General features: G+C 73.0%; 21 protein-coding genes. 5 read left to right on the forward strand and 16 right to left on the reverse strand.

The window, feature by feature from the left end; translation table 11 throughout:
* Window position 1: 1 nt before the first annotated feature.
* The gene (locus QPJ90_RS15960; RefSeq protein ID WP_290132125.1) at window positions 2-3,412 is read right to left on the reverse strand and encodes a pyruvate carboxylase; all 3,411 of its coding nucleotides are present in this window, start codon (window positions 3,410-3,412) and stop codon (window positions 2-4) included.
* Window positions 3,413-3,472: 60 nt separating this feature from the next.
* Between QPJ90_RS15960 and QPJ90_RS15965 the strand changes: the two genes are divergently transcribed.
* Entirely contained in the window at window positions 3,473-4,285 is an 813-nt protein-coding gene (locus QPJ90_RS15965) for a ParA family protein (protein WP_027465232.1), read from the forward strand.
* Between the two features lie 543 nt (window positions 4,286-4,828).
* On the opposite strand, the gene QPJ90_RS15970 is transcribed toward QPJ90_RS15965, so the two are convergent.
* From QPJ90_RS15970 to QPJ90_RS16000, 7 genes are all read right to left on the reverse strand, one after another.
* Entirely contained in the window at window positions 4,829-5,389 is a 561-nt protein-coding gene (locus QPJ90_RS15970) for a MerR family transcriptional regulator (protein WP_058725924.1), read from the reverse strand.
* Window positions 5,390-5,579: 190 nt separating this feature from the next.
* Entirely contained in the window at window positions 5,580-6,284 is a 705-nt protein-coding gene (locus tag QPJ90_RS15975) for a MerR family transcriptional regulator (protein ID WP_290132126.1), read from the reverse strand.
* Entirely contained in the window at window positions 6,284-6,694 is a 411-nt protein-coding gene (locus QPJ90_RS15980; RefSeq protein ID WP_242863018.1) for an FHA domain-containing protein, read from the reverse strand. Before QPJ90_RS15980 ends, QPJ90_RS15975 begins: the two co-directional genes overlap by 1 nt.
* A 305-nt stretch (window positions 6,695-6,999) precedes the next feature.
* Complete coding sequence (locus QPJ90_RS15985; RefSeq protein ID WP_290132127.1) at window positions 7,000-8,553, reverse strand: carbohydrate-binding protein; 1,554 nt, start codon at window positions 8,551-8,553, stop codon at window positions 7,000-7,002.
* The gene (locus QPJ90_RS15990; RefSeq protein WP_290132128.1) at window positions 8,553-11,096 is read right to left on the reverse strand and encodes a glycosyltransferase family 2 protein; all 2,544 of its coding nucleotides are present in this window, start codon (window positions 11,094-11,096) and stop codon (window positions 8,553-8,555) included. The genes QPJ90_RS15985 and QPJ90_RS15990 overlap by 1 nt, the downstream gene beginning before the upstream one ends.
* Before the next feature lie 458 nt (window positions 11,097-11,554).
* Window positions 11,555-12,559 carry an iron chelate uptake ABC transporter family permease subunit gene (locus QPJ90_RS15995; RefSeq protein WP_290132129.1) on the reverse strand — a complete coding sequence of 335 codons (1,005 nt, stop codon included), beginning with the start codon at window positions 12,557-12,559 and terminating at the stop codon, window positions 11,555-11,557.
* A 5-nt stretch (window positions 12,560-12,564) separates the two neighbouring features.
* Window positions 12,565-13,596 carry an iron chelate uptake ABC transporter family permease subunit gene (locus tag QPJ90_RS16000; RefSeq protein ID WP_290132130.1) on the reverse strand — a complete coding sequence of 344 codons (1,032 nt, stop codon included), beginning with the start codon at window positions 13,594-13,596 and terminating at the stop codon, window positions 12,565-12,567.
* Between the two features lie 176 nt (window positions 13,597-13,772).
* Here QPJ90_RS16000 and QPJ90_RS16005 point away from each other — a divergent pair, with 176 nt between their 5' ends.
* Window positions 13,773-15,305 carry a trypsin-like peptidase domain-containing protein gene (locus tag QPJ90_RS16005; RefSeq protein ID WP_290132131.1) on the forward strand — a complete coding sequence of 511 codons (1,533 nt, stop codon included), beginning with the start codon at window positions 13,773-13,775 and terminating at the stop codon, window positions 15,303-15,305.
* A gap of 131 nt (window positions 15,306-15,436) precedes the next feature.
* Here the strand turns inward: QPJ90_RS16005 and QPJ90_RS16010 are convergent, their stop codons facing one another.
* Window positions 15,437-16,591 (reverse strand): hypothetical protein, encoded by a 1,155-nt coding sequence (locus tag QPJ90_RS16010; protein WP_290132132.1) that lies wholly within the window; start codon window positions 16,589-16,591, stop codon window positions 15,437-15,439.
* An 80-nt stretch (window positions 16,592-16,671) separates the two neighbouring features.
* A complete protein-coding gene (locus QPJ90_RS16015) occupies window positions 16,672-16,917 on the reverse strand; it encodes a hypothetical protein (RefSeq protein ID WP_290132133.1) in 246 nt (81 codons plus the stop codon).
* A gap of 42 nt (window positions 16,918-16,959) precedes the next feature.
* Here QPJ90_RS16015 and QPJ90_RS16020 point away from each other — a divergent pair, with 42 nt between their 5' ends.
* A complete protein-coding gene (locus tag QPJ90_RS16020) occupies window positions 16,960-17,322 on the forward strand; it encodes an RNA-binding S4 domain-containing protein (RefSeq protein WP_290132134.1) in 363 nt (120 codons plus the stop codon).
* Here QPJ90_RS16020 and QPJ90_RS16025 read toward each other — a convergent pair.
* The 5 genes from QPJ90_RS16025 to QPJ90_RS16045 all read right to left on the reverse strand — a co-directional run bounded on the left by QPJ90_RS16025 (window position 17,316) and on the right by QPJ90_RS16045 (window position 21,025).
* Window positions 17,316-17,687 carry a hypothetical protein gene (locus QPJ90_RS16025; protein ID WP_290132135.1) on the reverse strand — a complete coding sequence of 124 codons (372 nt, stop codon included), beginning with the start codon at window positions 17,685-17,687 and terminating at the stop codon, window positions 17,316-17,318. The genes QPJ90_RS16020 and QPJ90_RS16025 overlap by 7 nt on opposite strands.
* 37 nt (window positions 17,688-17,724) lie before the next feature.
* On the reverse strand, window positions 17,725-18,096 hold the full coding sequence (locus QPJ90_RS16030) for a hypothetical protein (RefSeq protein ID WP_290132136.1): 372 nt from the start codon (window positions 18,094-18,096) through the stop codon (window positions 17,725-17,727).
* Window positions 18,096-19,052 carry a J domain-containing protein gene (locus tag QPJ90_RS16035; RefSeq protein ID WP_290132137.1) on the reverse strand — a complete coding sequence of 319 codons (957 nt, stop codon included), beginning with the start codon at window positions 19,050-19,052 and terminating at the stop codon, window positions 18,096-18,098. Before QPJ90_RS16035 ends, QPJ90_RS16030 begins: the two co-directional genes overlap by 1 nt.
* A 128-nt stretch (window positions 19,053-19,180) precedes the next feature.
* Window positions 19,181-20,263: a winged helix DNA-binding domain-containing protein gene (locus tag QPJ90_RS16040; RefSeq protein WP_290132138.1), complete on the reverse strand. Its 1,083-nt coding sequence runs from the start codon at window positions 20,261-20,263 to the stop codon at window positions 19,181-19,183.
* A 21-nt stretch (window positions 20,264-20,284) separates the two neighbouring features.
* On the reverse strand, window positions 20,285-21,025 hold the full coding sequence (locus tag QPJ90_RS16045) for an aminoglycoside phosphotransferase family protein (RefSeq protein ID WP_290132139.1): 741 nt from the start codon (window positions 21,023-21,025) through the stop codon (window positions 20,285-20,287).
* Between the two features lie 153 nt (window positions 21,026-21,178).
* Between QPJ90_RS16045 and QPJ90_RS16050 the strand changes: the two genes are divergently transcribed.
* Together QPJ90_RS16050 and QPJ90_RS16055 are read left to right on the forward strand one after the other, a co-directional pair.
* Complete coding sequence (locus tag QPJ90_RS16050) at window positions 21,179-21,820, forward strand: GntR family transcriptional regulator (RefSeq protein ID WP_290132140.1); 642 nt, start codon at window positions 21,179-21,181, stop codon at window positions 21,818-21,820.
* Between the two features lie 26 nt (window positions 21,821-21,846).
* Window positions 21,847-23,076 carry an MFS transporter gene (locus tag QPJ90_RS16055; protein ID WP_290132141.1) on the forward strand — a complete coding sequence of 410 codons (1,230 nt, stop codon included), beginning with the start codon at window positions 21,847-21,849 and terminating at the stop codon, window positions 23,074-23,076.
* A gap of 70 nt (window positions 23,077-23,146) precedes the next feature.
* On the opposite strand, the gene QPJ90_RS16060 is transcribed toward QPJ90_RS16055, so the two are convergent.
* On the reverse strand, window positions 23,147-24,055 hold the full coding sequence (locus QPJ90_RS16060) for an NUDIX domain-containing protein (protein ID WP_290134257.1): 909 nt from the start codon (window positions 24,053-24,055) through the stop codon (window positions 23,147-23,149).
* Window positions 24,056-24,146: the final 91 nt, after the last annotated feature.

The raw sequence follows: 24,146 nt of genomic DNA on the forward strand, positions 1-24,146 counted from the left end.
GTTACTGCAGCACCACCAGGAGGTCTCCGGCGTCGACCTGTTGCGTCGCCGGGATCGCGAGACGGCCGACGGTGCCCGCCACGGGCGCCGTGATGGCCGCTTCCATCTTCATCGCCTCGATGCTCGCCACGGCCTGACCGGCTGCGACGACGTCACCGGCGGCGACCTTGAGCGTCACGACGCCGGAGAACGGCGCGGCGACGTGCTTCGGGTCGGACGGGTCGGCCTTCTCGGCGGCCTTCGTCTCGACCTTGACCGAGCGGTCGCGGACCGACACCGGGCGGAGCTGCCCGTTGAGGGTCGTCATGACCGTGCGGAACCCGCGCTCGTCCACCTCGCCGATGGCCTCCAGGCCGACGAAGAGGTCGACGCCCTTCCCGAGCGGCACGGTGTGCTCCTGCCCGGGACGGAGACCGTAGAGGTAGTCGACCGTCGGCACGACCGAGAGGTCGCCGTACTGCTGCCGGACGGCCTCGAACTGCCGCGTCGGCTGCGGGAAGAGCAGGCGGTTCAGGGCCTGCTGCCGCTCCGGGCCCGGGCGGTCGAGGTGCGCGCGCTCGGCGTCGGGCACGGGCGTGACCTCGATGCGGACGTCGCGACCGGCGAGGACCTTCGAGCGGAACGGTTCCGGCCAGCCGCCGGGCAGGTCGCCGAGCTCGCCGGCCATGAAGCCGATGACGGAGTCGGGGATGTCGTACTGCTCGGGGTGCTGCTCGAAGTGCTCGGGGTCGGCGTCGACCGCGGCGAGCTGGAGTGCGAGGTCACCGACGACCTTCGACGACGGCGTGACCTTGGTCGGGCGGCCCAGGATGCGGTTCGCCGCCGCGTACCAGTCCTCGACCTGCTCGAAGCGGTCGCCGAGGCCGAGCGCGATCGCCTGCTGCCGGAGGTTCGACAGCTGACCTCCCGGGATCTCGTGCTGGTACACGCGTCCGGTCGGACCGGGCAGACCCGACTCGAACGGGGCGTACGCGCGGCGGACGGCCTCCCAATACGGCTCGAGGTCGCCGACCGCAGCGAGGTCGAGGCCGGTGTCGCGTTCGGTGTGCGCGAGGGCGGCGACGAGCGCGGACATGCTCGGCTGGCTCGTGGTACCGGCCATCGGCGCTGCGGCGACGTCGACCGCGTCGGCCCCGGCCCGCGCGGCGGCGAGGAGCGTCGCGAGCTGGCCGCCGGCGGTGTCGTGCGTGTGGACGTGCACCGGCTGGTCGAAGCGCTCGCGCAGGGCGCCGACGAGCCGCTCGGCGGCGCCGGCGCGGAGCAGTCCGGCCATGTCCTTGATGCCGATGACGTGCGCGCCGGCCTCGACCATCTGCTCGGCGAGGCGGAGGTAGTAGTCGAGCGTGTAGAGGTCCTCCGCAGGGTCGAGGAGGTCGCCGGAGTAGCAGAGCGCCGCCTCGGCCACCGACGTACCGGTGGCGAGCACGGCCTCCAGGGCGGGTCGCAACTGGCTGACGTCGTTGAGCGCGTCGAAGATCCGGAAGACGTCGACGCCGCTCGCGGCGGCCTCGGCCACGAACGCGTCGGTGACCTCGGTCGGGTACGGCGTGTAGCCGACCGTGTTCCGGCCGCGCAGCAGCATCTGGATCGGGATGTTCGGCATCGCCGCACGCAGCGCCGTGAGGCGCTCCCACGGGTCCTCACCGAGGAAGCGGAGCGCGACGTCGTAGGTCGCGCCGCCCCAGGCCTCCATCGAGAGCAGCTGCGGGGTCAGCCGTGCGACGTGCGGCGCGACGGCGACGAGGTCCTTCGTGCGGACACGGGTGGCCAGCAGGGACTGGTGCGCGTCGCGCATCGTCGTCTCGGTCACGGCGAGGGCGGTCTGCGCACGCAGTTGCCGTGCCCACTCCGCCGGCCCGAGCTCGAGCAGCCGGTCGCGCTGCCCGGGCGGGGGTGCGACGGAGAGGTCGACTGCGGGGAGCTTCTCGCTCGGCTCCACCGTCTGCGGGCGCCGCACACCGTTCGGCGTGTTCACCGTGACGTCGGCGAGCCAACCCACGATCTTCGTGCCGCGGTCCTTCGACACGTGGCCGCCGAAGAGCTGCGGTCGCTCCTCGATGAACTTCGTCGAGACGTCCCCGCGGGCGAAGTCCGGGTCCTCGAGGACGGCCTGCAGGAACGGGATGTTCGTGCTCACGCCCCGGATCCGGAACTCGGCGAGGGCGCGCTTCGCGCGGGACACCGCCGCCGGGAAGTCCCGTCCGCGGCAGGTCATCTTCGCGAGCATCGAGTCGAAGTGCGGGCTGATCTGGGCGCCGGTCGCGATCGTGCCGCCGTCGAGCCGGACGCCGGCACCGCCGGGGCTGCGGTAGGTGGTGATCTTCCCGGTGTCCGGACGGAAGCCCTGCGTCGGGTCCTCCGTCGTGATGCGGGTCTGCAGCGCAGCACCGTGCACCCGGACGGTGTCCTGGGTCAGGCCGAGCTCGACGAGGGACTGCCCCGCGGCGATCCGCATCTGGGACTGCACGAGGTCGACGTCGGTGACCTCCTCCGTCACCGTGTGCTCGACCTGGATGCGCGGGTTCATCTCGATGAAGACGTGCTGGCCCGCACGCTCCCCCTCGGTGTCGAGCAGGAACTCGACCGTGCCGGCGTTGACGTAGCCGATCGACCGGGCGAACGCGACGGCGTCGCGGTGGAGTGCCGCCGCGATCGACGGGTCGAGGTTCGGCGCCGGGGCGATCTCGACGACCTTCTGGTTGCGGCGCTGCACGGAGCAGTCGCGCTCGAAGAGGTGGATCGTGCCCTCGTCGGTGCCGGTGGCGTCGGCGAGGATCTGCACCTCGATGTGCCGCGGCCGGATGACGGCCTGCTCGAGGAACATCGTCGGGTCGCCGAAGGCGCTGTCGGCCTCGCGCATGGCCGCTTCCAGCGCTTCCCGCAGCTCCGCCTTCGTCTCGACGCGGCGCATGCCACGACCACCACCGCCGGCGACGGCCTTCGCGAACACCGGGAACCCGATCGCGTCGGCGCCCGCCAGGAGTTCCTCGATGTCACGACTCGCCGGTGTGCTCGCGAGGACGGGCACGCCGGCCGCGATCGCGTGCTCCTTCGCGGTCACCTTGTTGCCGGCCATCTCGAGCACGTGCTCACCGGGGCCGATGAACGTGATGCCGGCAGCGGCGGCCGCGGCGGCGAGCTCGGGGTTCTCGGAGAGGAAGCCGTAGCCCGGGTAGATGGCGTCCGCGCCGGACTCCCGCGCGACGCGGATGATCTCGGAGACGTCGAGGTAGGCACGGACGGGGTGACCCGGCGCACCGATCAGGTAGGCCTCGTCCGCCTTCAACCGGTGGAGGGAGTTGCGGTCCTCGTACGGGTAGACGGCCACGGTCCGGGCGCCCAACTCGTACGCGGCACGGAATGCACGGATGGCGATCTCGCCACGGTTCGCCACGAGGATCTTGCTGAACACGAGGTCCCTTTCAGCCCGGGTTGAGGTGAGACAACCCTAGTCGCGGTAACGTTGCTCACCGTGCATGTACTCAGCGTGAGCTCCCTCAAGGGTGGTGTCGGCAAGACGACGGTGACGCTCGGCCTGACCTCGGCCGCGTTCGCCAAGGGACTGCGCACGCTGGTGGTGGACCTCGACCCGCAGTCCGACGTCTCGACGGGCCTCGACATCAACCTCGCCGGGCACCTCAACGTGGCCGACGTGCTCGAGAACCCGAAGGAGAAGATCGTCCGCCAGGCGATCGCCCCGTCCGGGTGGACGAAGGGCTCCCAGGGCAAGATCGACGTCATGGTCGGATCGCCCTCGGCCATCAACTTCGACGGGCCGCACCCGTCGATCCGCGACATCTGGAAGCTCGAAGAGGCCCTCGCGAACGTCGAGCAGGACTACGAGCTCGTCCTCATCGACTGCGCCCCGTCACTGAACGCCCTCACCCGCACGGCGTGGGCCGCGTCCGACCGCGTCACCGTCGTCACCGAGCCCGGGCTCTTCTCCGTCGCGGCTGCCGACCGTGCCCTCCGCGCGATCGAGGAGATCCGCCGCGGTCTCTCGCCGCGCCTCCAGCCGCTCGGCATCATCGTGAACCGTGCCCGCGTGCAGTCGCTCGAGCACCAGTTCCGCATCAAGGAGCTCCGCGACATGTTCGGGCCGCTCGTACTGTCGCCGCAGCTGCCGGAGCGCACGTCGCTGCAGCAGGCGCAGGGTGCGGCGAAGCCGTTGCACGTGTGGCCCGGCGAGTCCGCGCAGGAGATGGCGAAGAACTTCGACCAGCTGCTCGAGCGCATCATGCGCACGGGCAAGATCGGCCCCTACGCCGAGGGCGGCGCCGCGTAGCGTCCGCTCCGGTCCGCGCGGGCGGGCGGGCGGGCTATTGCGCGGGCGTTTGGCGGGCACAGGCGTTCGGCGGGCGCTTGGTCGCACGACGTGCCGCTCACGTTCGCGTTGGTCGCAGATCGTGTCGCCTCGGAGCACCGGCAGCGACGGCTTCTGCGACCGCAGTGATCAGCACGCGGCACGTCGTGCGACCAACCGGATCGTCGTCGGCCCCGCTGGCCTGCCGCTTGTGCCTCGGCCAGCGCCGAGCGGGGTCGCCGGACGTGCCGCTCACGTTCCCATTGGTCGCAGAACGAGTCGGCCCGACGCCCCGGCCGTTGGTCGCAAGACGTGCCGCTCACGTCCGTGCTGGTCGCACGAAGTGTCGGGTCGGCGTCGAGGGAGCGACACGTTCTGCGACCATGACGAACGGCACGCGGCATGTCGTGCGACCAACGTCAGACACGACGACGACGCGCGGACGACGCTGGGCGCGGCTACGACGACGCGCGGCGCATCAGGCGACTGCCACGTCGGGGCGCCGACTGGCCGAGGGACGACGGGTCAGGACGCGCGGGAGGCCCGACGGGCAGCGAGCTCGTCGTCAGGATCGGCAGCGGGGGCGGCGTCGAGCTCCACGAGCGACGACTCGACCTCACGCAGGACCTTGCCCACGGCGATGCCGAACACGCCCTGGCCGCGCGAAACCAGGTCGATGACCTCGTCGTCGGAGGTGCAGAGGTAGACCGAGGCGCCGTCGGACATCAGCGTGGTCTGGGCGAGGTCGGACACGCCCGACTCCCGCAACTGGTTCACCGCGGTGCGGATCTGCTGCAGCGAGATGCCCGTGTCGAGCAGACGCTTCACGAGCTTGAGCACGAGGATGTCGCGGAAGCCGTAGAGCCGCTGCGAGCCGGAGCCGGCAGCACCGCGGATGGTGGGCTGCACGAGTTCGGTGCGGGCCCAGTAGTCGAGCTGCCGGTAGGAGATGCCGGCTGCCCGGGCGGCGACGGTGCCGCGGTAGCCGTTCTGTTCGTCGTGCTCCGGCATGCCGTCGGTGAAGAGCAGCCCGAGGTCGTACCGCGTCATGTCCGACCCGGTACCGGGGGTGTCAGTCCCACTCATGCGCTTGCCTTCCACGACGATCGAGCCCTCACCCGAAGCTTCAATGCCGGGTTGAGAGTTGTTCCGAGGTCCACGGTAGCGACTCCGAGCCGTCGCGCGCGGGACATCCGCTCCGGCGCGTCCGGCGTGTCGAGGATACGCCCCGCCCTCCGACACCCGCCAGCGACGCGAGAGTCCTGCAGCGCGAGCCTCATGCGTCGAGACGACCGATCGCCGACCGGATGAGCTGCGACCGGATGGTCTCGAGGTGCCCGGCGATCTCCCGCGCGAGCTCGGTGGCCTTCGCCTTCGAGGTGGCGTCCCCGCGGCGCGACACCGGCATGAGCGCGGACTCGATCAGACCGACCTCTCGCTCGGCGGTCGCACGGAAGGTCCGGAGGTGCCGCGGCTCGATCCCCGAACGCTGGAGCTCGACGAGCGCCTTGAGCACCGCGACGGAGTCCTCGCCGTAGGTGTCCGTCGCGGGGAGCAACGACGACGAGACGGCGTCGGACAACAGCATCGGCGTGGCTCCCGCCGCCCGGACGGTCTCGTCGCGGGTGTAGCGACGCTCACGGCCGAGGATCGACGGCTTCGGCGCCTCGCCCCCACCCGGCAGCGTCGGCTCGCGACCGGCGTCGAGGTCCGCCAAGTACTCCTTGATGACCTTGAGCGGGAGGTAGTGGTCCCGCTGCAGCCCGAGGATGATCCGGAGCCGTTCGACGTCGGCAGGCGAGAACTTGCGGTAACCGCTGGCGGTGCGCACCGGAGTCACGAGTTCGCGCTCCTCGAGGAACCGGAGCTTCGAGCCGGCGAGGTCCGGGAACTCGGGCTTCAGGCGAGCGAGGACCTGCCCGATCGTGAGCAGCTCCGACGCCGCGGACCCCGCCCGGGCCGCGGCGGACCGCGCGGGCACTACGCGTTCGCCAGGCGCGCCAGGTCGACCCGGGAGGCGTAGAAGGTCAGGCGGAACTTGCCGACCTGAACCTCGGACCCGTCGGTGAGCAGGGCCTCGTCGATGCGGGCACCGTCGAAGTAGGTGCCGTTGAGCGAACCGAGGTCCTTCACGGTGAAGCTCGTGCCGTGCCGGAGGAACTGCGCGTGCTTGCGCGAGACCGTGACGTCGTCGAGGAAGATGTCGGCGTCGGGGTGCCGACCGGCCGTCGTGACGTCGGAGTCGAGCAGGAACCGCGCGCCCACGTTCGGACCGCGGCGCACGACGAGCAGCGCCGAACCGGAGGGCAGCGCCGTGATGGCGTCGCGCTCTTCGGTCGAGATGCCGGACTCGGGCGTGAGGGCCGCCGCCTGCTCCAGACTGAAGGTCATCGTGGTGTCGACGAGTCGCTGCTGCTGGGTGCGACCGTCGCTGCCTGCCGGACCCTGCTGCGGGACCACTGGATCGGACATCGTGGACCTCCCTCTCTTGGCCCATCAGCGTATCGGAAACGGGTGACCCCGCGGGAGCCCAGAACGGGGCTGTGCACAACTCGGCAGTGCGCGATCAGCGAACGTCCACGAAACGCGCACCGAGACGGCCGGGAGGAGCAGTGCCAGCTGGCACCGCGCCTCCCGGCCGTCATCTCGTCACCACGGCGGACCGTCACCGCCTGCGGACACGCACCGCCGGTCCGTCACTGCTGGAGCTCCGACAGGAGCTCCTTGATCTCGGAGTCCTTGAGCTTCACCCAGGGCGAGCCGTCGGGATCGCTCGTCGACGCCTCCGGGCTGTCGCCGGTGTTCCACCACTTCGCCTGGTACGGCACACCGTCGAACAGGACCCGCGCCCCGGTGTCGTACTGCTTCGTACCGGACCACGACGGGTAGGTGCCCGCCGGCAGGGTGACCTGCTTGACCGGCTTCTCACCCGGAAGCACCGGCCCGATGAGCTGCCACGGCGTCTCGTAGGCGCTGAGCACCGGGTCGTCCGGGAGGTCGCCCGAGGTCCACCACTTCGCCTCGTAGACGTTGTGGTGCCAGACGATCTTCGTGCCCTCGAGGTAGGACGCGTCCGCGCTCCACACCGGGTACGGGCTCGTCTTCGGGTCGTCGGTCGGCTGGACGGTCGCGCTCGGCTCGGCCTCCGTGACGTCCGAGGCCGCCGCGACGATGCCGCCCGTGAAGCCCTTGCCGAGGACGTCGGCGAACAGTACGCCGTCCTGGTCGACGCCCGAGCAGGAGTCGGACACGGTCGACAGGTTCACGTAGTTCGAGCCGCACGTGGTGTCGCGGTTGAGGGACCACATGGACATGCGGCCGAGCCCGCGCTCCCGCGCCCAGGCGTTGAGCTTCCTCGCGTCGGCGAGCGTGAACACCTCGTCCTGGATGTCGTTCTGCCCGATCATCGGGGTCGCGCCGACCTTGTGCCAGAGCGTCGCGTCGGTGAGCGGGGTGCCCGACCTCGTGTAGAGGATGCCGAGCTGCCGGTGGACCTCCTGCAGGGTCTGGACCGAGGCGGAGTACATGCTCTGGCTCGAGCCCTTGGCCTGGCCGTAGTCCATCGTCATCGCGTTGACGCCGGCGAGGTCGACCCCGGCCTTGAGGAACTGCGCGACCGCGGTGGTCCCGTCGCTCGTCAGGCCCCCGGGCGCTGCCGGAAGGGTGAGCCACACGGCGAGGGGGTGCCCCGCAGCACGACGCGCGTCCTGCAGCTTCTTCACGGCGGCAGCCCGGCGCTCCCCCGCGGCGTGGTTCGTGAGGTCGTCACCCTCGACGTCGAAGTCGACCGTGCTGACGTCGTAGCGCTGCACGACGGTCTCGTAGGCGCCGACCAGGTCGGACGTGTCCGTGCAGGTCGTCGCGAGCTCGTCGTTCGCGAGGCCGCCGAACGAGACGCCGACCTCGCCCTTCTGCTGCTGGAGCCGGGCGATGCGGCGGTCGAGGTCGAGGGAGTCGGACGCGCCCTGCAGCGAGTACGCCGAACCCCAGGTCGGGGTGCAGGCTGCGTCGTGGTCGGCGACCACGAACGAGAGCATCACGTCGCGACCCTTGGCGGACTTGACGTCCTCGAAGGCGAACGTCGGGGTGGCGGTGACGTCGGTGTACGCGGCGAACCAGCTCTTCTGGGCGTCCGCGGCCTGCGCCGACTGCCAGCGGTCGAAGCCGAGGTAGCCCCCGGCCGCGACGGCAGCGGTCAGGACGACCGCGAGGCCGACCCGCAGCGGGGAGAGTCGTCTGGTGGAGGACATCAGGCAGCGGTCCGTTCGTCGGTGGAGGCGGGGGCGGCGGGGGCGGCGGGGGCGGCGGGGGCGGCGGGGGCGGCCGTCGCGGCGTGCCCGGTCGGCGCGTCGGACGCAGTGGGCCCGGCGGGTGCGGTCACGACCGTCGGGGTACTGCGGGTCGCCGGGGCGCCGACCGTCCCGGCACCGTGGCGGGTCGGCAGCTCCGCACCGCCGTGCCCGAAGTACAGGACGGCACGCCAGTCCTCGGCGACCGGCTCAGCCTCGGGCAGCAGACCCTTGCGGGCCGCCTTCCGGTCCTGCTTCGCCTGCCGACGGGCGGCGCGACGTGCGGCCCGGGCGGACGGGTCGTAGTACATCCACCGGGTGGCCCACAGCCAGACGTCGACGACCGAGTTCCAGATGCCGATGTACGCGACGATCGCGTAGAACGCGAGGAGGGCGTTGAACGCCGCGAACACCGCGTTGCCCCAGTTCTGCGCCTGGTAGTCCCGCAGGAACGTGAACACCGAGAAGACGACCATGGCGTACGGCGCGAGGACGTACAGCGCGGGGGACGCCGTGCGGTCGCGGACCTTCGGCGTGCGGGCGAACGGGATCTTCTTCGCCGTCAGCGCCTGCTGGATGCTCTTGAGCACCCCGGCGACGTTGACCGGCATGAGGATCAGGTTGAACCCGTAGATCCGGAGGATGTCGGTCCGCTTGTAGCCGCAGTACTTCAGGTCGGACGCGAAGAGCCAGAAGTACGGCAGGGCGGCGAGGAGCACCATCGGGCTGAGGAGCCGCGAGTCGTACGGGTAGGCCAGCAGGAAGATGAGGCCGAGCGAACCCCACGCGATCGACGCCATGTAGTTGACGCGGAGGGACATCTCGACGAGGCCGACCCGCTCCCCGCGCTGCCGACGCTCGCGGACCTGGCGGAGGTACTTCGGCAGGATCAGGAGGCCACCGTTCGCCCACCGGCGTCGCTGCACGATGAGCGAGCCGAAGTCCGGCGGGGTCGCGCTGTACGACAGGCGCTCCGGGTAGTTCACCAGGGTCCAGCCGTGCATGCCGAGGTCGACGCTCGACTCGGTGTCCTCGATGACCGTGCGGTCCTGCACGTACCGCTTGACCTCGAAGCCGCCGACGGTCTCGACCTCCTCGATGTCGCGGAGCGCGCGGGTGCGGATGACCGCGTTCGCGCCGACCCAGAAGGTCGCGTTGTGGCGCGACATGCCCTGGTGGAGGATGTGCTGGATGTCGGTGGTCGCACCGGCGAGCCGCTCGATGCGCGTCGCTGCACCCCGGAAGGACGAGTACGGGGTCTGCGTCACGGCGACGCGGGCGTTCTCCGGCTGCTCGAGGAAGTACACGAGCCGCAGGCAGTAGTCGCGGAGCAGCACGGAGTCGGCGTCGAGCGTCAGGACGTAGTCGGACGCGGGGACGACGAGGTCGGCGTCCTCCGGCGAGGCGACCGTGCGGAGGATCGTCCCGCTCGCGGTCTCCTCGAACGCGTACGAGCCGCCGAGCAGCCCGATGTACGAGTTGAGGTTCATGGCCTTGTTCGCCTCGTCGGAGAGGTTCACGAACCGCTTCCGCTCGAAGGTCGTGATCTCGGCGGTGAAGGTCCACGCCAGGCGGCGGGTGAGCTCGAGGGCACGGGCGCTGGTGACCTCGGTGAAGGCGTCGCCGCCCACGGCAGCTCCGACCGCGCGGCCGGCAGGAGCGCCGGCGCCGACCGCGTCCACGATCGCGGCCTCGAGCGCCTCGGACGTCAGACGGAACTCGTCGGCCAGCGCGACGAGCACCTGGTCGTGGAAGAAGTGGTCCACGTGGTCGACGACCTCGTGCTCACGGGCGTGCCGCCGGAGCCAGGCGTCCGCCCAGCGGTGGTGCTCGACGAGCGTCCGGAGCGCGTCGACCGAGGCGTGCGGCGCGGTGTCGGCGTCGATCTCCGCGACGAGCAGGGCCTCCTGGAAGCGCCGGGAGGGTGCGGCGAGCTGCGACTGGATCCGCCCGGCGACCGCACGGGTGCGCTCGAGCTTGTCGGCCACCTCGGGGTCGGTCGGGAAGGGGGCGTCGTCGACGAGCAGGACGACGCGGAGAGCCGGGTACTCCTGCAGCGCGGCCGACCAGAGCGTGGTGGCGACGACGTCGGGTTCCTCGGCGTAGCTCGGCACGAGGACCGTCATCGGCGCCTCGTGCCCCTCGGCGAAGTGGCGGTCGAGCTCGGCGCGCGGGACGCGGACGTGCGCGGCGAACCGCTCCATCGCACCCTGGCGGGCGATGAGGTGCATGAGGGCGGAGAAGGTCAGGAAGGTGACGACCACCAGGTACGAGATCGCCTCGGTGGTGAAGCGGAAGCTCTCGGTGCCGTAGTCGAGGAACTGGCGGATCACCGTGTAGACGACGTAGGCGAGCCAGAACGCGATGGTCAGGATGATGGCGACGCGACCGGAGACGAGCTTCCGGTCGGAGGGACGGGCGTGGATGGTGTCGAGCGGGCGGGTACGACGCTCGGAACCCCACTGCCTCCGGCGCACGGGGGCGCCGTCGAGCTGTTCGGGCATGACGGTCCTTCTTCCGCGGAGGTCAGCGCACCATCGGGTCGGCACGCTGTCGGGTTGCCCCCGACGGTCGACTGCGAACCTATGGGGACAGAACGAACGGTGCAGACACCCGGAAGGGGGGTTCTGGCCTCCTCGTGCGGGAACCCGCACGATGTTGCGGGACGGCCGGTCCGCGGCGTGTCGCTCCGGGCCCGACGGGGCTCCGGACGACGCGCCGCTCACGTTGCGCGCGCGGTCCCCCGACGGTCGGCCTGGAGGCACGGCTCGGCTCCGCCGCGCCCGTCGCGATCCGCGCGCAGGTGGTCACGACGCCCCGTCGACGCCCGGCGGAGGGTCACGAACGGTCGCTCGGAGTGCGCGGGAGCGACGTTCCGTGACCCCCGGGCGGCGCGCACCCGGGGAGTTGCGACCCCGGGATCGCGCGCGTCGGCGGCCGAGTGTTCCGGCGGCCGGGTGCGTCAGCGGCCGCGGGCGAGCAGCCAGAGGAGGTACGGCGCACCGACGACACCGGTGACGACGCCGACGGGGAGCGCGGTGCCCGGGATCGCGAACTGGGCCACGAGGTCGCTCGCGAGCGTCACCACCGCGCCGACGGCGGCCGCGGGGGCGAGCGCTACCCGTCCGCCGCCGACGACCCGGCGCGCGATCGGCGCCGACATGAGCGCGACGAACGACACGGGGCCGGCGGTGGCCACGGCGCCGGCCGTGAGCGCCACCGCGGTGAGGAGCAGCAGCACCTTCGCGCGGTCGGGACGGAGCCCGAGCGCCGACGCGACGTCGTCCCCGAGGGCGAGCACCGTCAACCGGGGCGACTGCGCGAGGGCGAGCGCCATGAGCACGACGAAGGCGATGCCGAGGACGCCGACGAGGTCCCGGTCGACGGCGTTCAGGCTGCCGGAGAGCCACAGCAGCGCGGTGCCCGCCTGGGTCACGGTGCCGCTCGTGAGCATCCACCCGGTCACGGCCAGGCAGATCGCCGCGACGCCGATGCCCACCAGGACCACCCGGTTGCCGGTGATCCCCCGCTGCCAGGACAGTGCGGCGATGACGAGCGAGACCACGACGGCCCCGACGAGCACGGTACCGAAGAGCGCGATCCCGGACGCCCCGAACAGCACGATCGCGGTGATGCCGGCGGCGCTCGCTCCCGAGGTGATGCCGATGACGTCCGGGCTCGCGATCGGGTTCCGCACCACGCTCTGCACGATCGCGCCGGCGACACCGAGGGCCGCGCCGACGAACACCGCGCCGAACACCCGCGGCCCGCGGAGCTGCCCGATCACGAAGTCCGCGATCGTGTCCCCCTGCCCGAACGCGGCGGCGGCCACCTGCGCGGGTGACAGCGGGATCTCGCCGACGCCGAGGCCGGTGAGCACGAGCGCGACGAGCACCACGAGCAGCACGCCGAGCACGAGCAGCTCGCGGCGTGCTCCGACGACCCGGCGACGGCTCCGGGGTTCCACGGCCGTCACAGTCCCCGCACCGCCCGGGACCGGACGAGCGCGATGAACACCGGCGCCCCGATGAGCGCCGTGACGATGCCGACCTGCAGCTCCCCCGGGTACGCGACGACGCGGCCGATGACGTCGGCCGCGAGCAGGAGGGCCGGTGCGACGAGTGCGGAGAGCAGGATCGTCCACCGGTTGTCGGGGCCGGTGAGGCGACGGACGGCGTGCGGGACGGCGAGTCCGACGAAGGCGATCGGCCCGGCGGCTGCCACGGCGGACCCGGCCAGCAGCACGGTCACGACACCGCCGACGACCCGGACGAGCACCACCCGCTGGCCGAGGGACGCGGCGAGCTCGTCGCCGAGCGCGAGGGTGTTGAGCGACCGACCGAGGCCGATCGCGACGACGAGGCCGACCAGCACCGGGACGACGATGACCCCGGCGGTGCCGAGGTCCTTGCCCGCGAGCGCGCCGACCTGCCAGAACCGGAGCTGGTCGAGCAGGGACTGATTCGTCACGAGGACGGCGGTCGTCACCGAGGACAGCGCCGCGGCGACCACGGCCCCGGAGAGCGCGAGCCCGACCGGGGAGAGCCCGCGCCGGGCGACCGCGGCGATCCCGTAGACGAGCAGCGCCGCGAGTCCGGCGCCGACGAACGCGAAGGGCAGGTACGCGCCCGTGCCGCTGATGCCGAACACCGCGATGCCGGTCACCACCGCGAGGGAGGCCCCGGCGTTGATGCCGAGCACGCTCGGGTCGGCGAGGGGGTTCCGCGTCACGCCCTGCATCACGGCACCGGCGACCCCGAGTGCGGCTCCGGCGAGGAGCCCGACGACGGTGCGGGGCACGCGGTTGCCGAGCACGATCAGGCCGATCTCGTCCCGGCGTCCGGGGTGCAGGACCGTGTCGAGGACGGTCCCGAGCGGGATCGGCCGTGAGCCGAACGCCACGGACAGCGCGACCGCGACGCCGAGGACCACGACCGCCAGCACGGTGGCGCGGACGAGCCGGCCGACGGAGCTGGGCGCAGGAGCGAGGACGGGAGCTGCCATGGGGGTGAGGCAACCCTAACGTGCGCGCCCCGAGCGGATCGGCCCGACGTTCGGCCTTCCCCGAGCGAGCCGTGAGCGTGCGCAGTGCTCGTTCATAGGGTCTCCTTGGGGAACGGGCCTGTACTGGCATCCATCGACGCCCGACCGGGCCGTCGAGGGACGACCGGAGAGCACCGATGAACGAGACCCCGAACCCCGACGCCACCCCTGGCGGGACGAACGGCGCGACGACCGACGGAGCCGCCGCCCGCGCGCAGGGCGGCTGGGAGGCTCCGCACGCCGACCGGTCGACCCTCCGCCCGGCCTACGCCTTCGACGGCAGCGGTCCGTACCTGTACGCACCCGACGGCTCCGGCCCGTACGCCTACACGCACGACGGCCGGGGCCCGTACCTCGTCGGGAGCCCCGCCCTCGACGGGCAGCACTGGTCGAACGGCCAGGGCTGGTCGAACCCGCAGGGCTGGGCGACCGGGGCCGCCGCCGCGAACCACGGTGGGTGGGCGTCCGCGCCGACGAAGCGCCCGCGCCGCCTCGGGCTCATGATCGGCTCGGGCATCGCGGCGCTCGCGATCCTCGGGGCCGCGGGCGGGACGGCGCTCGGACTCTCCTCCCAGCACACGTCGACGACGTCGAGCCAGTCGCAGGGCACGACGACACTCCCCGGGACCGGCAGCGGCAGCGGGAGCAGCGACGGCAGCGGCACGAACGGCTTCACGGTGCCGGGCAACGGACTCGGCACGGGCGACGGCACCGGCACGAGCGACGGCAGCTCCGGGACGAGCACGCAGTCCGCCGCCACCGCCGCGACCGCGGCCCAGAAGAAGGGCGTCGTCACGATCAACACCGTCCTCAACTACGACGAGTCCTCGCAGGCCGCCGGCACCGGGATGATCCTCACGTCGAACGGCACGGTGCTGACGAACAACCACGTCGTGCAGGGCGCCACGAGCATCGTCGTGACCGATGAGACGACCGGCAAGCAGTACAAGGCGGACGTCGTCGGCACGGACGCCACCCACGACGTCGCGGTCCTGAAGCTCCAGGATGCCTCCGGCCTGTCGACCGTCACGCTCGACGACGACGGCGGCGCGAAGACCGGCGACTCGGTCACCGACGTCGGGAACGCCGAGGGCACGGGCAACCTCGTCGCCGCGGAGGGCACCGTCACCGCGACCGACCAGGACATCCAGGTGCAGAGCGACTCCGGCTCCGGCACCGAGTCCCTCACGGGCATGATCCAGGTCGCGGCGGACATCGTCTCGGGCGACTCGGGCGGCCCGGTCCTCGACAGCGAGGGCGAGGTCGTCGGCATGGCGACCGCGGCGTCCTCGGGGTCGGCGGACGTCACGGGCTTCGCGATCCCGATCTCGACCGCGAAGTCGATCGCGGACAAGATCCTCGCGGGTGAGTCCTCGTCGACGATCACGATCGGCCTGCCCGCGTTCCTCGGAGTCGAGGTGAGCGGGACCGCCACGACCGGTGGCGTCGCCGTCGCCGGCACGGTCGAGGGCTCGGGTGCGGCGAAGGCCGGCCTCGGTGCCGGTGACGTGATCACGGCGCTCGACGGCACCGCGGTCTCGACCTCGGACGCGCTGACGGCGGCGATCCAGGCGCACAGCGTCGGCGACCGGGTGACGGTCACCTACACGGACAGCGCCGGGACCTCCCACACGGTGACGATCACACTGACCGCAGGACCGGCCGCCTAGGCGCCGCCGAGCACCGCCCGCACCACCGACCGGAACACGTCGGCGCGAGTGACGGTGTCGTCCGCCTACGCGCCGAGCACCGCCCGCACCACCGACCGGAACACGTTGGCGCGAGTGACGGTGTCGTCCGCCTACGCGCCGAGCACCGCCCGCACCACCGACCGGAACACGTTGGCCGGGGCGTCCGCCGAGAACGCGGTCGCCCCGGCCTCGGTGCGTCCGACCCGGGCGAACCCCTGCCCCTCGGCGTGCACGATCGTGACGGGGTGCTGCGCCCCGGGCCGTCGGAGGTGCGCGACCGTCCACGGCGCGGCCCAGAACCGGGCGAGCCGCGGGTCGCCCTCGGCGACGTCCGCGGGCAGGTCCGGCGCGGTGTCGCCGCCGTCGAGGCGGCGCGCCACCAGGTCTGCCCGGACCGACCCCGTGCGGAACGGGAAGGTCCACACCGGGCGGATGCCGAGCCTCCCGGCCATGACCGCGACCACGCGCTCGGGCGGGACGGCGGCGACCACCTGGTCGTCCGTCCCGTCGACGACGGTGCCGTCCCAGGCCTGGAGGCGCGACTCGCTCCCGTCGGGCAGCCGCTGCTCCAGGGTGGTCGGCTGGGTGTCCTCGGCCCAGGGGCCGATCAGGGACTGCGTGGCCTCGGGCAGGGTGCCGAGGCGTCCGACGAGGCCGGCGTCGATGAGCTCGCGGCCGGCGGGGCTGCGGAGGAGGCCGGGGTTCCACCGGCGCCCGGCGAGGCTGCGGAGGGTCGACACGGCCTCGGCGGTGAGGCGCGGGCCGTCGAGCTCGGCGGCGGCGGGCGCGTCCGGGAGGGTCTCGAGGTCGCGGCGCGGTCGTGCCTCGGTCGGCTCGGTCGCGCGGACGGTGTCGAGCACGGCGAACACGAGGTCGTCGGTCGCGAGCATGCGGGCCAGCGGCCGTTCGACGGTGAGGTCGACGCGGTGCCGCCCGGTGACGAACACGAGGTGGGCTCCGGCGACGGCGCCGTCCTCGTCGGGCCGGACGTACTCGACGAGCCGTGCGGGGGCGCCCGCGACGGTCCAGACGTCGACGCCGACGAGCAGCAGGCCCTCGACCGACCCCGGCAGGCGTTCGAGGAGGCTCGTGTGCTCCTCGGCGATCGTGCGGTCGCTCGGGCGGGAGCGGACGGTGAGGACCACGTCGTCGCCGGTGAGCCGGAGGTCGGCCTGCGGGGCGTCCTCGCGACGCCAGGCGTCCGGTCGGCGGAGCGTGAGGCGTGCGGTGCGGTCCTCGGTGCCGAGCGGGACGGGGACAGCCATGCTCCGAGGCTACGGGGGCGTACCCGGGAGGTCGGGTGCGGCGCGCCGGGCGGCGGCAGCGGTCCAGGCAGCGGGCGGGCTCAGCGGCGGCGGACGGCCGGGGGCGGCACGGGCTTCGCGGCGACGACGTCGGCGAGCGCCACCTCGACGGGCCCCCGGCGGGTGTCGATCGTCACCGTGGCGTCCGTCCGAGCGCGCAGCTCGCCGAGGGCGTCCCGCGCGCCGTCGCCGTGGTGTGCACGGACGACGAGCCGGTCGCCGAGTGCCGCGTCGTGCAGCACGCCCAGCGCGAGGGCCCGTGCGACGGCGGCCGGGTCGGTGGTCATGCTGCCCAGGGTAGGGCGGGCGGGGCGTCGTAGGGTGTCGGGATGGAGAAGGCACGGGTCGACAGCTGGATCTGGGCGGTCCGCATCACGAAGACCCGCTCCGCCGCGACGGCCGCGTGCAAGGCCGGCCATGTCCGGGTGAACGGGGAGCGCGCGAAGCCGGCGCAGCCGATCGGCCCCGGCGACGAGGTCCGGGTGCGGCAGAACGGCTTCGACCGCATCGTCGTGGTGCGCGGGATCATCCTCAAGCGGACGAGCGCCCCCGAGGCCGCGAAGCACTTCGAGGACAAGACCCCGCCGCGACTCCCCCGGGAGGAAGCCGGGTTCGTGCCGCAGCGTGACCGGGGTGCGGGGCGTCCGAGCAAGCGGGAGCGCCGCGACCTCGAGAAGCTCCGCGGCTACTGACGGCTGCCGCTGCCGGGGACGTACCGGTCCAGGACGACGACGAACCAACCGGAGTCGACGTCGACCGGTTCCCCGGTCCAGGGCGCTTCGAGGTGGCCGTCGTCATGGTCGTCGAAGCCGCAGATCGCACTGCCCGACGGGATGCGCTGCACCGGGATCCGCGTGCCGTCCTCGGCGACGACGAACAGGTCGGCGACCCGGCCACGGAGCTCGACGATGTCGGTGTCGTCCTCGTGGTGCCGCGACTCCGAGTACTCCGCCCCCTCGCCGTACGCGGTGAAGTCCGCCCGGGCGTCGCGCTCGTAGGCGGGGCCGCAGCAGTCGTGCTCCCAGCCGCCGACCTCGACCTCGACCTCCTCGCGCATGTCGCGATGCTACGACGAGGCCCGTGTCACGGCGCGGTCAGCGACGAGGACGTCTGCCGAAGGGATCGACGACGACCTCGAACTCGGGGTCCCCGTCCCACTCGACCTCGACGGGCTGCCCGGTCCACCGTGCTTCGAGGTGACCGTCGTCATCCTCGTCGAACCCCCGCAGCGCCCGACCGTCCGGGATCCGTTCGACGGCGACGCGACCGGAGCGGCCGACGGCGTACAGTTCGACGACCCGCCCGCGGATCGTCTGCGTCCGTACGGTGCCGTGTCGGACCTCCGCGAACCGCCGAGAGCCGTCGGCCTGCACGACCGGGTACTCGACCTCGTCCCCGATCTCGACGGCCCCGCCGCAGCAGAGGTGCTCCCAGCCCCCGACCTCGACCACGACCGGCTCGGGCATCAGACGAAGCGGACCGTCTGCTGCAGGCGGTCGCGGACGTCGAACACGTCGACCGACCCGACGGGCGAGAGCGCGCCGGACAGCACGTACGCCAGGGCGCTGCGCTTCACGACGAACGCGGTGGGCTTCCGCTGCGAGCCGACGAGCTGGACGTCCTCGTCGACGGCGGAGTCCGGCACGACGAGGATCCGGCCGGTGAAGCGGACGCGGGTCTGCTTCTGCACGGCCCGGGCGGCGCGGACGAGTTCCTTGACGGGGCGCTCCCCCGGCGCGAGGGTCTCGCCAGCGATCTCGCCGCCCTCGACCTCCACGGGTCCGCCCCAGTCGATGGACTCGAGCGCCCACAGCCCCGAGCTCGTGAGCACGGCGTGGTCGAGCTTGCCCTCGGGTCCGGCGTCGAGGTCGTGCCAGACGGTGACGCCGATGCCCATGTCCGCGACGATCGACGCCGTGGCCTCCTCGGCGAGCGCCTCGCCCAGCAGCCGGCGGATGTGTCGGGGCGCGGAGCGGATGAGCGCGGGGTCGTAGGGGTCCTCGATGGGGTCGCCCAGACCGACCCACTCGCGTTCGGCCTGCAGGAAGACCTCGCGGGACCGCCCGCCGGGGTGTCCGTGGGAGCGGGCACGGGGGCGTGAGTCGCGACGAGCCGACGGGGGTGCGTAGGCGTCGCGGGGTGATCCGTGCCTCCAGGCCGAGGAGCCGGACCCTGCCGACCCGGCCTCGTACGTCGGGGCCGAGCCGTGGCGGGATCCCGCGTCGTAGGCGCGGCGGGCGGCGGGGGTTCCGATGCGTTCCCAGGCGAGCTGGACACGCCGGAAGGACTGGGGGTCGCCGCCGAGGTCGGGGTGGGACTCGCGGGCGGCCTTCCGGTAGGCGCGGCGGAGTTCGTCGTCGTCGGCGGTCGCGGGGACGCCGAGGACCTCGTACGGGGTGGCGTCGGCCGGGCTGTCGGTCATGGCCCTGCGACATTACCCGAGGGAGCGTCGGCGTCAGCCGCACACGCGCTGGGTGCTGGCTGGGCGACGTTGGTCTGCGGAGGCGCGTGTCCGCGCGTGTCCGCGCGTGCGCAGGGTCGAGCGGACGGTCAGGCGACCGTGAACGTCACCGGGGCGCTCAGCCAGCGGGCGTACCGGTCGGCGGCGGCACCGAGTGCGCGGACGGCCGACGGGTCGAGCGGGGCGAAGGGCGTGACCGTCACCCGGACCCCGGACGCGCGTTCCGCTCGGGTCCACGTCCCCACGACGACGCCCCGGACGACGGCCATCGGCAGGAAGATGCCGTTGCCGCCCGGCACGACGCGGTCCTGGTGCTCGGCGGGCAGCTGCACGGAGCGGTCGGCGTAACCGAGCAGGTACTCGTCGAAGCCGGGGAGCAGGTGTCCGGTCGGGGTGCCACCCGTCGGCGGACGGTCGGCGAGTGCGAGCAGTCCTCCGCCGAGGTGCTCCACGGCGTCGCCGGCGGCGGCGATGCCACGGCGCACGTCCCCGAGCGGGAGCTTCGTCCACGCGGCGGCGTCTGCCTCGGTGGCCGGACCCCTGCCCCGCAGCCAGCCCGTGAGGAGCCGGCGGAGCGCCTCGTCACGGTCCGGCACGGGTTCGACGGCGGGCGCCCACTCGTCGAGGAGCACGATGCCCTGGCCGACCCGGGCGGTCGGCCCCCAGACGACCAGTCCGTCGAGCGACAGGCGGAGCAGGAGGTGGTAGCCGCGTCCACCGGCAGGGTCGATGCCGACGGCGCGCCAGCGGTCGAAGAGGTCGTCGCGGACGAGCGAGCGACCACCGCCCAGCGCCTCGACCGTGGCGTCGCGGGCCGTGGTGACGAGCGCCTCGTCGATCCCGAGCTCGGCGGCGCGACGGGCGATCGAGCGCACGGTGCGGTCGGCGGTGAGCGAGCCGATCAGCCGGAGGTCGTCCGGTCGGAGGGCGTGCAGGGTGCCCCGCATCGGCCAGCCCCGGACGAGTTCGCCGCGGTCGAAGGCGGCCCGGACGTCGTCGCGCGTGGACCCGGGCGTGCGGACACCGATCGCCCAGAGCACCTGCCCGAGGTCCTGGCCCTGCACGGCCGTCATGCGTGCGACCGCCGCGGTCGGCGCGGTGCCCGGGGCGGCGATGCCCTGCGCGGCCAGACGCTCGGCCCGGAGCCGCGCAGGGGTCGGCTGCACGGACACGGGCGGCCGGGACACCGGGCGTCAGGCCACGGCCGCCGCGATGGCGTCCACGTGCTGCTCGATGAACGCCACGTCGGCGCGGTAGAGCTCGACGTGTCCGTGCGCGAGGTCGCTGACGAACTTCGGGTCGCCTGCCGCTGCCTCGGTCTCGATGGTCGTGACGAGCGCCACGAGCGAGGACACCATGGTGTCGACGAGGACCGATCGCGAACGGGCGTCGAGCTCGTAGGCCCGGCAGAACTCGGCGGCGCGCCCGAGCCGGAGGTCGAGCGACGCGGTGCCGCCCTCGACGACGCCGGTCGTGAACGGCGCGAAGCGGTACACGGCACTCGCGACGTCCCAGACCCGGGGCCCCGGGTGTGCGGTGTCGAAGTCGATGATGCCGACGGCCGCGATGCCGTCGTAGACGCAGTTGTACGGCGCGAAGTCGCCGTGGACGATCGTCTCGACGGGAGCGCGCTCCGCCTGGGACCACACGTCGGCGTCGCTGCGGGGGAAGTCGGCCGCGGCGTCGTGGTAGTGGCGGAGCATGCGTGCCGTGGTCACGAGCGCGGCCTCGCTCGCGATGTCCTGGTTCCACGGGTAGTCACCGGCGGTGCCCGGGACGAACGACACGGTCTCGAGGGCGTCCCCGAGCGAGATCGGTTCCGGCACCCCCACGAAACCGTGACCGTGCACGTGTTCGAGCAGCCGGTGGACGGTGGGCGTCCACGGGCCCGCCGGGCGGTGGACCCGGTCGTCAGCCCTGGTGATGCGTTCCATCAGGGGTACCTCCTGTTGAGCGTCGACGTTGACGTTGGCCGCCAGCGTATCCGTGCCGCCTGCCCGCTGGAGTGATCCGACGCACGACGTCACGGGAACGTCACGTCGAGGAAATGCGTGCAGCGTTGCATGCAAGGCGTAGGATCGTTCGTCGTGGAAGCCTCGACCAGCACCGCAGCAGCGTCGGACCGCGCCTACGACCACGTGAAGCGCGCCGTCATCCGCGGCGACCTGCCCGGCGGGACCGCGATCAGCGAGAACGCGCTCTGCCAGGAGATCGGCGTGTCCCGGACACCGGTCCACGAGGCGTTCCTGCGGCTCGCGGCCGAGGGCCTCATCACCCTGGAGTCCCGGAAGGGAGCCGTCGTCCGCCCGATGTCCCCGAACGAGGCAGCCGACGTGCTCGAGATGCGGGAGGCGATCGAGTCCACCGCGGCGACCCGGGTGGTCACCGACGGCCGGGCGGCGGAGCTCGTCCCCGTCCTCCGGTCGATGTTGACGGAGCAGCAGGAGGCGGTCGCCGCGGGGGACGTCGACCGGTTCGTCGAGGTGGACGCCGAGTTCCACGGCGCGGTCATCGGCGCCTCGCGGAACGGGATCGCGGTGATGTTCGCGCAGACCCTGCGGGACCGCCAGCAACGACTCCGCCACCACCTCATGCGACTCCGGCCCGAACAGCTGCAGGCGTCGCTCGACGACCACCACGCCCTCGCCGCCGCGATCGAGGCCGGTGACGCCGCCCGGTACGCCGAGGTCCTGCGCGCCCACGTCGCGTCGCACCGGGGCGCCCTGTGAGCGCGGCCGACGCCACCACCGGCAGCGTGCCCACCACCGGCTCGGTCGCGCTGCCGCGGACGCGCAGCCGCGTCCTGCCGTGGGTGGCCGCCTGGGGTGCCGTGTTCGTGTGCTCGTGGGGAGGCAACCAGTTCTCGCCGCTGCTGCTCATGTACGAAGAGCGGCAGCACTACTCGTCCGTGCTCGTGAATGTGTTCCTCGGGGTCTACGTCCTCGGACTCGCGCCGGCGCTGCTCGTCGCCGGGTCGCTGTCCGACCGGCACGGCCGGCGCCCGCTCCTGCTCGTGGGCATCGGCACCGCCGTCGTCGGGAGCGGGCTCCTGGCGCTCGGGCCGTTCAGTCCCGCGTTCCTCGCCGCCGGGAGGCTCTTCTCCGGCGCCACGGTCGGCATCGCGATGGCGGTCGGCAACAGCTGGGTGAAGGAGCTCTCGCAGGGCCGCTTCGACCCCCGCGCCGACTCCGGCTCGGGGGCCCGACGGGCGTCGCTCGCGTTCACCCTCGGATCGGCGTCGGGAGCACTCGTCGCCGGGGTCATCGCCCAGTGGGGGCCGATCCCCGAGGTCCTGCCGTTCCTCGTGCACATCGCGGTCGCCCTGCCGTTCGCCATCATCGTCTGGCGGACCCCGGAGACGAACACAGCCGGAGGCCTCCCGGGTCCCTGGTGGCGCCAGCTGCGCATCCCGAGCGCCGGACACCGTCGGTTCACCCGCGTCGTGCTCGTCGCGGCGCCGTGGATCTTCGGCTCGGTGGCGATCGGGTACGGCTACCTGCCGACGCAGCTCGCCGGCGCGACCGGCACGTGGGGGCTCGTCTTCGCCACCGCAGCGACCGTGATCGCCCTCGGCGTCTCCAGCGCGGTGCAGCCGATCGCGAAGCGCGTGCACTCCGTGACCTCCGCGCGGGGCCTCGCCGTGGCGGTGGCACTCATGACGGTCGGCATCGCGGTCGTCGCCCTCGCGATCGCCCTGCAGTCCGTGTGGATCGGTCTCGGCGCGAACGTCGTCATCGGCGTGGGCATCGGCCTCGCGCTCGTGTCGTCACTGCTCGAGGTCCAGCGGATCGCCGGCACGCGCGACCTCGCCGGGCTGACCGGCGTCTTCTACGCCGCGGCGTACGCCGGCTTCCTCGCGCCCGCCGTGATCGCGGCGGTCGCCGGGTTCGTGGCCGTCCCGGTCGTCCTCGCCGTGGTCGTCGCGCTCGGCGTGGTCTCGTGGGTCGCGATCGCGGTGTCGTCCGGGAGGCACATCCCGGCCTGAGCGCGCCGCCCCGCGCCCGACGGTGGGTCACCGAGTGCGGGCAGGTGCGGTGCGCCGGCAGCGCGGCAGGTCAGCCCGGCAGCGCGTCGCGTAGCCATGCCGGGCCGCGCACGCCGGCGCCGAGCGCCTCGACGCGGGAGCGCAGCTCCCGGTCCGCCGTGACGACGAGCACGGGCGCGTCGCTGTCAGCGAGTGCCTGCTCGGTGGCGGCGACGATCGCGTCGTCACCCGACGCCGCTGCCCGCACCACGTCGACGGGGCGGGGGGACGTGTCGGGGGCGAGCCGTGCCTCCCGGGCGTCGCCCTCCAGCACCACCGTCCAGCGCGGCCACCAGTGGGCGAACGGGAGGTCGAGCTCGGCCGAGGCGACGCCGTCCGCGGCGAGCACCCTGACGCCGTCGACCAGCCGGGCGGCGGCGCCGGCGCGGTCCCGCCACCAGCCGTCGGGTCGGCTGCCGACGACGTTGGCGGCGTCGACCACGACCCGGGGCGAGGTGTCGAGGGACGCGCGGAGCGCCGGCCAGGAGGCACCGAAGCCGGGGTGGAGCGGGAGGTCCGCGACCTCGCCGACGGGGATCCAGGACAACGCGAGGCTCTCACGGTCGGCGATCACCGGTTCGAACGGCCGGGAGGCGCGTCCGACGACGGTCGTGTAGGTCCAGAACCCCAGGTCGAGGACCGCGGTGTGTCGGAGGTCGATGCCCTCCTCGGGGACACCTGCCTCTTCGGCGGACTCGCGGAGGGCGCCCGAGACCGCGTCCTCGCCCTGGTGCCGGGCGCCGCCGGGGATGCCCCAGGTGCCGCCGTGGTGGCTCCACTCGACGCGGTGCTGGAGGAGCACGCGTCCGGAGCCGTCGTCGACCAGGAGGCCCGCCGCGCCGAAGCGTCCCCACGCCTTGGTGCCGTCGGGGCCGATCGCCCACGCGTCACCGGGGTCGCGGGGGCCCGGCGGCGGCCCGGGCGGCGTGGTGCCGTCCACACCGGGGAGGCGGTTCACACCAGGGACGTCGGGCACCGGTCCACCTTCCCACACACGGCTGTCCGTGTGACCGCCGTGGGTCACGGAGCGT

The organism is Curtobacterium sp. 458, assembly GCF_030406605.1.
Classification (GTDB): Bacteria; Actinomycetota; Actinomycetes; order Actinomycetales; family Microbacteriaceae; genus Curtobacterium.